This window comes from Mycobacterium sp. NGS17 (genome assembly GCF_059813205.1).
This window is the reverse complement of record NZ_JCALED010000010.1, coordinates 127,420-139,377: the sequence shown is the minus strand read 5'-3', so window position 1 is coordinate 139,377 and position 11,958 is coordinate 127,420. Positions and strand designations below refer to the sequence as shown.

Annotated in this window: 9 protein-coding genes; 1 reads left to right on the top strand and 8 read right to left on the bottom strand. The window is 68.5% G+C overall.

Features of this window, described 5'->3' with window-relative positions:
* Positions 1–31: 31 nt before the first annotated feature.
* From AC5Y7E_RS20740 to mshB, 3 genes are all read right to left on the bottom strand, one after another.
* Positions 32–2,671 (bottom strand): bifunctional FO biosynthesis protein CofGH, encoded by a 2,640-nt coding sequence (locus AC5Y7E_RS20740; protein WP_499950578.1) that lies wholly within the window; start codon positions 2,669–2,671, stop codon positions 32–34.
* Between the two features lie 96 nt (positions 2,672–2,767).
* Positions 2,768–3,229 (bottom strand): hypothetical protein, encoded by a 462-nt coding sequence (locus tag AC5Y7E_RS20735; protein ID WP_499950577.1) that lies wholly within the window; start codon positions 3,227–3,229, stop codon positions 2,768–2,770.
* A 92-nt stretch (positions 3,230–3,321) separates the two neighbouring features.
* Positions 3,322–4,236 (bottom strand): N-acetyl-1-D-myo-inositol-2-amino-2-deoxy-alpha-D-glucopyranoside deacetylase, encoded by a 915-nt coding sequence (mshB, locus tag AC5Y7E_RS20730; protein WP_499950576.1) that lies wholly within the window; start codon positions 4,234–4,236, stop codon positions 3,322–3,324.
* Positions 4,237–4,332: 96 nt separating this feature from the next.
* Here mshB and AC5Y7E_RS20725 point away from each other — a divergent pair, with 96 nt between their 5' ends.
* Positions 4,333–4,944, top strand: a complete 612-nt coding sequence (locus tag AC5Y7E_RS20725; RefSeq protein ID WP_499921572.1) for a TetR/AcrR family transcriptional regulator — start codon at positions 4,333–4,335, stop codon at positions 4,942–4,944.
* A gap of 8 nt (positions 4,945–4,952) precedes the next feature.
* On the opposite strand, the gene AC5Y7E_RS20720 is transcribed toward AC5Y7E_RS20725, so the two are convergent.
* From AC5Y7E_RS20720 to narH, 5 genes are all read right to left on the bottom strand, one after another.
* The gene (locus tag AC5Y7E_RS20720; protein WP_499950618.1) at positions 4,953–6,815 is read right to left on the bottom strand and encodes an ABC transporter family substrate-binding protein; all 1,863 of its coding nucleotides are present in this window, start codon (positions 6,813–6,815) and stop codon (positions 4,953–4,955) included.
* 78 nt (positions 6,816–6,893) lie between these two features.
* Positions 6,894–8,783, bottom strand: a complete 1,890-nt coding sequence (gene typA / locus AC5Y7E_RS20715) for a translational GTPase TypA (RefSeq protein ID WP_499950575.1) — start codon at positions 8,781–8,783, stop codon at positions 6,894–6,896.
* 152 nt (positions 8,784–8,935) lie between these two features.
* The gene (gene narI, locus AC5Y7E_RS20710) at positions 8,936–9,667 is read right to left on the bottom strand and encodes a respiratory nitrate reductase subunit gamma (protein ID WP_499921575.1); all 732 of its coding nucleotides are present in this window, start codon (positions 9,665–9,667) and stop codon (positions 8,936–8,938) included.
* Positions 9,660–10,328 (bottom strand): nitrate reductase molybdenum cofactor assembly chaperone, encoded by a 669-nt coding sequence (narJ, locus tag AC5Y7E_RS20705; RefSeq protein WP_499921576.1) that lies wholly within the window; start codon positions 10,326–10,328, stop codon positions 9,660–9,662. Before narJ ends, narI begins: the two co-directional genes overlap by 8 nt.
* A complete protein-coding gene (gene narH, locus AC5Y7E_RS20700) occupies positions 10,325–11,938 on the bottom strand; it encodes a nitrate reductase subunit beta (protein WP_499921578.1) in 1,614 nt (537 codons plus the stop codon). The genes narJ and narH overlap by 4 nt, the downstream gene beginning before the upstream one ends.
* Positions 11,939–11,958 lie beyond the last annotated feature (20 nt).

The window sequence follows — 11,958 nt, the reverse complement described above, 5'->3', positions numbered from 1 at the left end:
GTATACCCGCCGCCTGTGACAAGAAAGCGAACTACGCGGCCATGGGCGTGTAGTCGGTGGTGCGCTGCCGCGCCGGGCGGCCGATGCCCGCGGCGATCGCGGTCAGCTCCGCCACCGTCTTGGACGAGCCGTGTTCGGAACCGGCCATCCGCGAGATGGTCTCCTCCATCAACGTGCCGCCCAGGTCGTTGGCACCGCCGTTGAGCATCACCTGCGTGCGCTCGACGCCGAGCTTGACCCAGCTGGTCTGGATTTGAGAAATGCGGCCGTGCAACATGATTCGCGCCAGCGCATGCACCGCCCGGTTGTCACGATGGGTGGGCCCGGGGCGCGACGCGCCGGCCAGATACAGCGGTGAGCTCTGATGCACGAACGGCAGCGGCACGAACTCGGTGAAACCGCCGGTGCGGTCCTGGATGTCGCGCAACACGTTGAGGTGGCCCACCCAGTGCCGCGGGCTGTCGACGTGGCCGTACATCATGGTCGACGACGACCGCAACCCGACTTCGTGTGCGGTGCTGACGATTTCGATCCACAGCGACGTCGGCAACTTGCCCTTGGTGAGCACCCAGCGCACTTCGTCGTCCAAGATCTCGGCGGCGGTGCCGGGGATGGTGTCCAAGCCGGCTTCGCGCAGGCTGATCAGCCACTCACGAATGCTCATCCCGCTCTTGGTGACACCGTTGGCGATCTCCATCGGGGAGAACGCGTGCACGTGCATCGAGGGAACCCGCGCTTTGACGGCGCGGACCAGGTCGGCGTAGCCCGTCACCGGCAGCTCGGGGTCGATGCCGCCCTGCATGCACACCTCGGTGGCGCCTTGGACGTGGGCCTCCCACGCGCGATCGGCGACCTCGTCGGTGGACAGCGAGTAGGCGTCGGCGTCGCCCTTGCGCTGGGCGAACGCGCAGAACCTGCACCCGGTGTAGCAGATGTTGGTGAAGTTGATGTTGCGGTTCACCACGAAGGTCACGTCATCGCCGACGGTCTCGCGGCGCAGCGTATCGGCAAGGGCGGCAACCGCTTCCAGGGCCGGACCGTCGGCGGTCGCCAGCGACAGGTATTCGGCGTCGGAGCAGCCGGCCGGGTCGCGCTCGGCCGAGCGCAGCGCCGCGAGTACGTCGGTGTCCAGGCGTTCGGGCGCTTTCGCGCCTTGGGCGGCCAGTTCGTGAACGTGGGCACGGATCGATTCCCAGTCGCCGAAGGCGCTGTCGATGTCGCTGCGGGTTTCGGTGTTGCGGCCCTCGCTGTCGATCGCCGCGTTGAGGTCGACCCGGCCCGAGGAGCCGACGTCGTCGGGCTCCTGCCAGGGCATGCCTACCGGGTTGACGTCGCGGGCCAATCCGGTCGCCGGATCGGCCAGCGCGCTCACATGTCCCTGCACGCGCGGGTCGATCCAGGCCGAGCCCGCCTGCACGTATCGGGGCTGCGCGGTCAACCGCTGCACCAGCTCGTAGCCGGCCGCGGCGGTGACGGCGGCCAGGTCGTCCAGGGCCGGCCACGGCCGCTCCGGGTTGACGTGGTCGGGTGTCAGTGGTGAAACCCCGCCCCAGTCATCGACTCCGGCGCCGATCAGCGCCAGGCACTCGTCGCGCGACACCAGGTTCGGCGGGGCCTGGATGCGCATCGCCGGCCCGAGCACCAACCGCGCGACCGCCACCGTCGCCAGGTAATCCTCGATGCCGAGGTCGGGGACGGCGGCCATCGCGGTGTGTTCCTTGGCCCGGAAGTTCTGCACGATCACTTCCTGCACGTGGCCGAACTCCTTGTGCGACTTGCGGATCGCATGCAAGGTGTCGGCACGCTCGGCGAGGGTCTCGCCGATGCCGACCAGCAGGCCGGTGGTGAACGGAATCGACAACCGGCCCGCGTCGGTCAGCGCGCGCAGGCGCACGGCCGGGTCCTTGTCCGGGCTGCCGTAGTGCGCAAGCCCTTTCGTCTCGAACAGCCGGCGCGATGTCGTCTCGAGCATCATGCCCATCGACGGCGCCACCGGCTTGAGCCGCGCCATCTCCGACCAGCTCATCACGCCCGGATTCAGGTGCGGCAACAGCCCGGTCTCTTCGAGCACCCGGATCGCCATGGCCCGCACGTAGGACAGCGTGGAGTCGTAGCCACGCTCCTCCAACCACTCGCGCGCTTCCGGCCAGCGATCCTCGGGCCGATCGCCGAGGGTGAATAACGCTTCCTTGCAACCGAGTTCGCCGCCGCGCTTGGCGATGTCGAGGATTTCGTCGGGCTCGAGATAGATGCCGGCCCCTTGGGCGCGCAGCTTGCCCGGGACGGTGACGAAGGTGCAGTAATGACAGCTGTCCCGGCAGAGGTGGGTGACCGGGATAAAAACCTTGCGCGAGTAGGTGATCGGCAGGCCGCCGCCCGGCCCGCGCCGGCCGGCCGACTCCAGGCCCGCGTCGCGCACGCGGGCCGCGCTGGCACACAGATCCGCGAGATCCGCCCCGCGCGCGGTCATCGCGACCGCCGCCTCGTCGATGTTCAGCGCAACGCCATCCCGAGCCCGTCGCAATACCCGTCGCAGCGCCGAGGCGCTGACCTCAGCGGAGGCCTTACCCGGAACCACCGGGTTGGGCAGAGCAATAGGCTCCTCGCCCGGAGTCAACAGCACCTTCGTGTAACTTCCCCACGATCGAATTTCATCCGTGCGTCCCAACATGTGAAATCGTGGCACCCGCTGGCGGGTCCCGTCTGGGCAACAGTCAACAGTAGCGGCACGCCGGGGTTAGCACGCGGGCGACATCCCGGCCGAGCGTCAGCCGCCCTGGCCGCGCCGCCATAGCACCCATACGGGTGGTACGACGCCCAGGACCAGCAGCAATAAGGCCCCGTATGCCATCAAGCCGCGACCGCCCAGGATGACGTCATCGGCCGGGCCGCCCATGCTGATCACCGCCACCGTCAGCAGCCACGTCCACAACGGCAGGGCCGCCGCGCGGGGTGAGCCGGTCCAGCGACCGGCGGCCCACACCAGCGCCGCGTTGACCAGTCCGGAGACCAGTCCGCTGACGGGGAAGGGAACCGTACCGAGGTAGAGCGGCAGCAGCAGAGCTCCGGCGAGTGCGGAGAGCACCCCGTCGACCGCCAAGAGGGCCAACACGACGAAACGGATCGCGGGGTCGGTGGCACCGCTGTCGTCGACGGAGGCGACGCGTGGCTTGGTTTCGGTCAGGTCGGGACGCTGTCGATGTTGGACAAGATGGAGCCGATCACCCACTGAAAGTTGTCCAGCCGGTCCTGCCAGTGCTGCTGGTTAGGGTCCAGGTCGGGGTCCATGCGAATTCCTTCCGTGGCTGCCTGTTTGGCAGCTTACCGCGTCGAGGCCTCCGGGAGACCAAGCCCCGCGAGCAGGTCCGTTTCCCAACCGCGCTCGTCGCGCTCTCCCGCGGCACCGGCGGCGAGCACGTAATGCTCGCTCCCCGATATCGGTATCGCCACGTTGTTCGATAGCGCGCAGGCCCGACCGGTCGGCCCGACCACCACCTGGGTGGCGTGCGCGGCCAGCGCCGCCCGCTTGGCCGCCAGCGCCTTCGGTCCGGTCTCGACGACGGCGTCGATGTCGTCGTCGGCGTAGCCGAAGGTGAACTCCTCTTTGGGCGGGATCGACCACTCCGGCCGCAGATCCTCGGGCGTCAGCGCCGACATGGCCGCCTCGAATGCGCGGCTCGCGAAGACCGACCAGTACAACTTCGGTGCGGCCCAGGCCTCGCCGGGGAAGTCGGCGGCGCCGGGTCCCGGGCCGGCCGCCGCCACGGCGGCCACCGTGATCCGGTGCGCGTGCACGTGATCGGGATGGCCGTAGCCGCCGCCACGGTCGTACGTCACGACGACGTGCGGGCGCTGCTCGCGAATGACGGCCACCAGCGCGCCGACGGCCTCGCGCTCGTCGGCATCGATGAACCGTTGCCGGTGCCGCGCCGGCGTGCCCCGCATGCCCGAATCGCGCCATCGGCCGGCGCCGCCGAGATAGCGGGGTTCGTCGATGCCCAGCGCCCGCAGCGCGGCGGTCAATTCGCCGATCCGGTAGCCGCCGAGCTGGTCCGCGCGATCGACGGCGAGTCCGGCCCAACGATCGCCGATCACCTCGCCCTCCTCGCCCAGCGTGCAGGTGACGACGCGGACGTCGGCCCCGCGGGCGGCGTAGTGGGCGATGGTGGCGCCGGTGCCGAGGCTTTCGTCGTCGGGATGCGCGTGGACGAACAGCAGCCGCGGCGTCTCAGGCATGGACGGCACCCTACCGTCAGCGGCCACTATCGCGGCGGCCCGGCGGCTACCCGTCGGTAAGCGGCGGATAGGAACGCGCACGGCTACTATCAAGGCGTGCCCCAGCTCACGGACGAAGACCAGACCACGAACCGAAGCCGCCGGCGAGGTGAGGTCCTGGAACGCGCCCTGTACGAGGCCACCCTCGCCGAGCTGACCGAAGTCGGTTACGGGGGCCTGACCATGGAGGGAATCGCGGCGCGCGCCCACACCGGCAAGGCCGCGCTCTACCGGCGCTGGGACACCAAATGCGAGCTGGTGCATGCCGCTTTGGTTTTCGCGCTGCCGCCGCTGCCCGAACTGCGTTCCGGCCGGTCGGCCAGGGAGAACCTGCTGGCGATGTTTTCCGCCCAGCGTGACCTGCTGGCCGGGAAGACCGGCTTCCCGGGGCTGGACGTCATCCATCAGCTGTTGCATGAACCCGAGATGCGGGCCATCTTCGCCGATGCGGTGGTGCGGCCGCGGATGAAAATCGTGGAATCGATCCTGCAGGCCGCCATCGAAGACGGCGACCTCGATCCGAAGGTCGTCACTCCACTCACCGCACGCATCGGGTCGGCCCTGATCAACCAGCACTTCCTGCTGAACGGAGCACCACCGAACCGGCGTGAGCTGGCGCTGATCGTCGACACCGTGATCCCGCCGCGGGCCGCGGGCCCCGCAGGCTGACCCGCGAGTTACGGCCCGGTCTTGACCCATTGGCCGGCATCGCCGACGATGCCGACCGGAACCGCACCGGACAAGCTGACGTTCTGCACGCTGGGACCGGCCCCGACGATCGTGGTGTCCTGCAGGATCGGCAGCACGGTCGACATGTTCCACAAGCGCGGCTCGACCGCGGTGATCACGTCGTTGATGTTCTTGGTGCCGTTGAGGGCGGCGTCGATGTTGGACTGGATGCTGCGATCGCAGATCCCGGTCAGGTTCGACGGCGCCTGCACCAGGGCGCCGGGATCGGCCGGACGGCTGGGGGGCGGCGTCGTCGTCGGCGTGGTCGACGTGGCGGTCGGCCCGGTGGATGGCGTGGGACCGGCGGTGGGCGACGGCGAGGGCGCCGGCCCGTTGGAAACGGGCACCTGGGTCGATTCCAGTGCGCGACAGCCGTACCGGGACGCGAGCCGGGTCGCCAGGTTTCCGCCGGCCTGATGCCAGCCGACGATCGCGTCCACGCGGTTGTCGTTCAGCGCGTCGTGATACAGGGTGACCGGGTCCAGGGCCAGCACGGTCGCGGCGATGCCGACGTTGCGCAACCGGTCGGCGGCGGTGTTGGCCACCGCGACCGAGGTCGGGTCATTCGCCGCGACCCCGATGACCAGTGAGAGCTCTTGGCCGTCCTTGCTGATCCGGCCGCGGATGACCTCGGGCGGCCCGGTGTTGGGCGGGGCGGGCGCGGGTGACGCCGAGGAGTTGGGTTCCACCTTGTAGCCGGCCCCCTCGAGCAGCGCCAACGCGGCCGGCGTCGACATCGCCGGTGGGGCGGTGGGCTCATATCCCGGGTCGCTCGGCGCACGGATCTGGGCCTGGTCCAGGGTGACGGTGTTGTCGCTGCCCGCGCCGACCGCGGCGAGCAGGTCCACGTCCAGCAGCCCCAAGACCGCCTTACGGACTTGCGTGTCAGCCAATTTGGGCTCGTTGGCCCGCAGCGTGAGCTGCATGACGCGCGGCGTCACGATGCGGGCGGTCCGGACATCGGGAATGGCGGACAGCTGAGCGAAGGCCGCCGACCCGCCGTGCACCTGCGCCACCTGGGTGTCGCCGTTGCGCACGGAATCGGCCAGCGCGGCCGGCGCTCCGGCGCGCCGGAACAGGATGAGCGCGGGTTTGGCCGGTGGCCCCCAGTAGCGGTCGTTGCGCGCCACCAGGATCTCGTCGCGCTGCGGGTCGATGCTCTCCACGCGGAACTGCCCGCCGGTGACCGGAAGCGCCCGGGCCAGCCCGGCCGCGAAACCCCCGGGCACGTCCTTGACGATGTGCGCCGGAAGGATGTTGCTGAACAACTCCTTCCACGCCGGATATGGTTCGGCGAAGGTGACCACCGCCTGCTTGCCGCCCTCGAGGGACTGCACGCCGGTGATGAGGTCATAGCCGGCCGGGTCGACGACGCCCGGCTGGCTGACCATCTGGTGCCACAGGTACCAGAAGTCGTCGGCGGCGATCGGCGCGTTGTCGGTCCACTGCGCCTCGGGCCGGATCTTGTAGGTGACCGTGAACGGGTTCTGGCTGGTCACGTCGGCGGACACCAGTAGGGTCGGGTCCATCTCCCAGCGCGAGCCGGTCGGCATGTTGGTGTCGGGGACCGGCCGAAACGCGCTCGGCAGCACCAGCGCGCTGATCGCCGCGTTCACCGGGGACAGGTCGGACAGCAGATGTGGATTGAAGCCCGCCCCGATCGAGTCGATGCCCATGATGATCTCGCTGACCCGGGGCGGCGGCGGCACCGAGTTGTGCGGCGTATCGGTGCTCTGCGGCGCCGGCGGCGGGTTGACGGTGCAGGCCGAGAGGACGAGTCCGACCAGCAAGATCAGGCCGGCGAGCACCATCAACCAACGGCGGACTCGTCTCGGCACGCTGCTCAGGGTATCGAGCAGCCGCGCAGCGGGCCGTCCGGCCACGCGGTGTTAACCCCGTGCCTTGGCGCGCGATCGGGTGCGAGCCCGCGCCGTGGCGTCCAGCTCGACCTTGCGCACCCGCACGATCTCCGGGGTCACCTCGACGCATTCGTCTTGCGCGCAGAACTCCATGGCCTGCTCGAGATCGAGCTCGAGCGGCCTGGCCAACGTTTCGATGACATCGGCGGTCGACGACCGCATGTTCGTCAGCTTCTTCTCGCGGGTGACGTTGATGTCGAGATCCTCTGCGCGCGGGTTGATCCCGACGACCATCCCCTCGTAGGTGTCCTGGCCGGGTTCGACGAAGAACTGGCCGCGGTCGGCGAGCTGGATCATGGCGAACGGTGTGATGGTGCCCGTGCGGTCGGACACCAGCGACCCGGTGTGGCGGGCCCGGATCTCCCCCGCCCACGGCCGGTAGCCGTCGAACACGGCGTTGGCGATGCCGGTGCCGCGGGTCAGGGTGAGGAAATCGGTGCGGAAACCGATCAGGCCGCGGCTGGGCACGACGAAGTCCATCCGCACCCAGCCCGCCGCGTGGTTGGTCATCTCTTCCATGCGGCCCTTGCGGGCGGCCATCAGCTGGGTGATGGCGCCGACGAACTCCTCGGGGCAGTCGATGGTCATCGCCTCGAAGGGCTCGTGCAGCTTGCCGTCGATCGTCTGGGTGACGACCTGCGGCTTGCCGACCGTGAGCTCGAAACCCTCGCGGCGCATCTGCTCGACGAGCACCGCCAGCGCGAGCTCGCCGCGGCCCTGTACCTCCCAGGCGTCGGGCCGGTCGATATCGACGACCTTGATGGAGACGTTGCCGACGAGTTCGGCGTCGAGCCGCGACTTCACCATGCGAGCGGTCAACTTGTGGCCCTTCACCTTGCCCGCCAGCGGCGAGGTGTTGGTGCCGATGGTCACGGAGATGGCGGGCTCGTCGACGGTGATGCGCGGCAGCGCGTGCGCGTGGTCCGGGTCGGCCAGCGTGTCGCCGATCATGATCTCCGGAATGCCCGCGACCGCGACGATGTCGCCGGCGATCGCCTCGTCGGTGGGGGTACGTTCCACGCCCTCGGTCACCAGCAGTTCGGTGATCTTCGCGTTCGTGATGACGGGATGCCCGTCCACCTCGCGCATCCAGGCCACCTGCTGGCCCTTGCGGATCCGGCCCTTGTAGATGCGGATCAGCGCGAGCCGGCCGAGGAAGGCCGAGGCGTCGAGGTTGGTGACCAGCGCCTGCAACGGCGCCTCGGGATCGCCCTGCGGCGGCGGGATGTGCTCGAGCAGCACGTCGAACAGCGGATCGAGGTTGTCGCCCTCGGGGTTCTCACCGTTGGCCGGTTCCGTCGTACTGGCGATGCCCGCCCGTCCCGACGCGTACAGCGTCGGCAGGTCGAGGGCGGCCTCGGCGGCCTTCTGGGCGTCCTCGTCGAGGTCCGATGCGACGTCGAGCAGCAGGTCGTGGCTCTCCGAGACGACCTCGGAAATCCGGGCGTCCGGCCGGTCCGTCTTGTTGACCACCAGGATCACCGGGAGGTGGGCGGACAGGGCCTTGCGCAGCACGAAACGGGTCTGCGGCAGCGGGCCCTCGGAGGCGTCGACCAGCAGCAGCACCCCGTCGACCATGGAGAGTCCGCGCTCCACCTCGCCGCCGAAGTCGGCGTGGCCCGGGGTGTCGATGACGTTGATGACGGTCGTCGTTCCGTCCTCATGCTTGCGATGCACGGCCGTGTTCTTGGCCAGGATCGTGATGCCCTTTTCTTTCTCCAGGTCCCCGGAGTCCATGAGGCGTTCGACAGCGTCGTCGCCGCGGTGGTGCAGCGCGCCCGACTGCCGCAGCATCGCGTCGACCAGGGTGGTCTTTCCGTGGTCGACGTGGGCGACGATGGCGACGTTGCGAAATAGCACGTCGGTGATTGTGGCAGCGGGCGCCCGGGATAGCGAACCGGCTGGTGGCCGGGCGCCCTTAGCGGGCGGCTACGGCGTTCAGTGTGCGGTGGCGGCGGGCCGGGTCGGCGTGTCGTCGCCCTGGCCGCACAACCAAATCGCAGGCCGGACGCTTACCAGCCCCGCCGGCGCGGTGCGGTACCGACGAGTTCGCCCTTGGCCGCGGCCTCGCGGCTGCGATAGACGATGTAGGGCCGAAACAGGTAGACGACCGGGGCGCTGAAGACGTGCACCAGCCGGGTAAAGGGCCACAGCGTGAACAGCACCATGCCGATCAGGGCGTGCAGCTGGTAGTCCAGCGGCGCGTTGATCATCACCTCACCGTGCGGCTGGAATATCCAGATCCGGCGGAACCACATACCGACGGTGTAGCGGTAGTGGAATTCGCCGCCGTGCGGGCCGGTGCCGATCAGGTCGCAGTACAGGCCCACCACGATGGCCAGCAGCAGCACCACGTACATCACCTTGTCGCTGCGGCTGGTGGCCATGGTGACCGCCGGGCGGGTGAACCTGCGGTAGATCAGCAACCCGATGCCGATCAGCGTCGCGATGCCGGCGATCGACCCGGCGATGACCGCCTGCAGGTGGTAGAAGTGGTCGCTCATCTTCATCATCTGGGTGACCTTCGGCGGGACGAAGAGCCCCATCACGTGTCCGGCGAACACCGCCAGGATGCCGAAATGGAAGATGGGGCTGGCGATGCTCAGCAGTCGCGACTCATAGATCTGGGAGGACCGCGACGTCCAGCCGAACTTGTCATAGCGGTAGCGCCACCAGGTGCCCACGATCAGCACCGACAGCGTGACGTAGGGCGCGATGTCCCAGAACAGGACGTTGCTAAACACTCGGCGTTCCTTTCCGGGGTGGCACGGTCAGGGTAAACGGTTGCAGCCCAACGGCTTCCGCCGGAGGTCCGGCTTTCGCCAGCCGATCGGCGCGACGGGCTTCCTGATCTGTTGCGGCGGGCAGGGTCTCGCAGACCGCCGCCACGGTCGGCTCGTAGACCGACTTGGCGTCGGCCAGCGCGCCGCGCAGCACTTCGATGGGCACTCGGTGCTGGTTCAGCAGTCGCCGACCGGCCTCGGGATCCACGGTGGCGGCGAATTCGAGCACCACGGTCAGATGATCGGGCGCCTCGCCGCCCGGCGGCGCCACACCGGCCTCGCGGTAGGCGGTGGCGAACGCCAGCATCTCCCGTCCCCGGTTGCGGGTGTCCCCCGCGGTCCAGTAGGTCAGGTACATCGTGGCGCGCCGGCGCATGTCGAAGGTGGCGACGTAGTCCATCGCGGCGGCCATCGGCTCGCGGGTCCGCAGCGACGCCACCGTCTGCCCGAGCAGCGACGCCGCGGAACCCCCGATATGGCTGAGCAACTCGTCGACGACGTCCAGTCGCTCGCTCAATACGTCGTCCGGGTAGGCCAGCAGCAGCGACGCCGCCTGCCACACCAGACGATCCTGCATCGCCCGGCTGCTGGAGCGCTCACGGAGCGCCGAAAGCAATTTCATCGGTGCTGCTCTTCGGGAAACATTCCGGACGGCACCTGGCCACCGTCCCAGTTGAGCAGGTTCACCCGCGTCGATCGCCGGCTGTTGGCCGGATCGTCGCCGCGCTGCTTGAGGGTGTGGAAGGTCTCCACCGACACCACCGGATCCGACTCGTACATGCCGGGGCCACCCTCACCCGTCAACGAGCAGCCCATGTCCTCGAGCTCGCGCGCCTGCGGCGCAAACGCGGTCGGAATGACGTAGCGCTCTTCGTATTTCGCGATGGCGAGCAGCCGGTACATTTCGTAGATCTCCTCTTCGGTCAGCCCGACCGAATGGGGGATGTGCGGCTGGGTCTCGCGGCCGAGGTTGATGTCGCGCATGTAGGAACGCATTGCCGCCAGCCGCCGCAGCACGCCCTCGACCACAGCGGTGTCTCCGGCGGTGAACAGTTCGGCCAGGTACTGCATCGGGATGCGCAGCGCGTCCAGCGCGCCGAACAGGTTGCCGATATCTTCCCCGTCGTGCCCGTCGCGGCTGACCGCGTCGACCACCGGCGAGAGCGGCGGGATGTACCAAACCATCGGCATGGTGCGGTATTCCGGGTGCAGCGGCAGCGCCACCTGGTAGGTGTGGATCAGCGCGTACACCGGCGAACGCTGCGCGGCCTCGATCCACTCGTCCGGAATGCCCTCCGCCCGCGCGCCGGCGATGACCTCCGGATCGTTTGGGTCCAGCAGGATTTCGCACTGCGCCGGGTAGAGATCGGTCTCCTTTTCCACCGAGGCGGCTTGCAGCACCTTGTCGACGTCGTAGAGCACCACGCCCAGGTAGCGCAGCCGGCCCACACACGTCTCCGAGCAGATGGTCGGCAAGCCGACCTCCATGCGGGGATAGCACAGCGTGCACTTCTCGGCCTTGCCCGTCTTGTGGTTGAAATAGACCTTCTTGTAAGGACATCCGGATACGCACATCCGCCAGCCGCGGCAGCGGTCCTGGTCGACCAGGACGATGCCGTCCTCGCTGCGCTTGTACATCGCACCCGACGGGCACGACGCCACGCAGGATGGGTTGAGGCAGTGCTCACAGATGCGGGGCAGGTAGAACATGAAGGTTTCTTCGAGCGAGAGCTTGACCTCTTCGCTGACCTTCTTCAGGATCGGGTCTTCGGCCAGGATCTCCGGCGACCCGGCCAGGTTGTCGTCCCAGTTCGGTCCCCACGAAATCTTCGTCGGCTCACCGGTTATCAGGCTCTTGGGTGCGGCGGTGGGAAAGGTGTCGCCCGCGGGCGCCGTGGTCAGGTTCTCGTAGTCGTAGGTCCAGGGCTCGTAGTAGTCGCCGATCAGGGGCAATTTCGGATTGGCGAAGATCCGCAGCAGCTTGTGCAGGCGGCCACCGTCGCGCAGCCGCAGCCGGCCCTTCTTGTCGCGGATCCAGCCGCCGCCCCATCGCTCCTGGTCCTCGTAAGTGCGCGGATACCCTTGTCCGGGACGGGTTTCGACGTTGTTGAACCAGACGTATTCGGTGCCGGGCCGATTGGTCCACGCCTGCTTGCAGGTCACCGAACAGGTGTGACAACCGATGCACTTGTCGAGGTTCATCACCATCGCCAACTGCGCCATGACCTTCATCGCGCTCCCCCCTGCCGCGT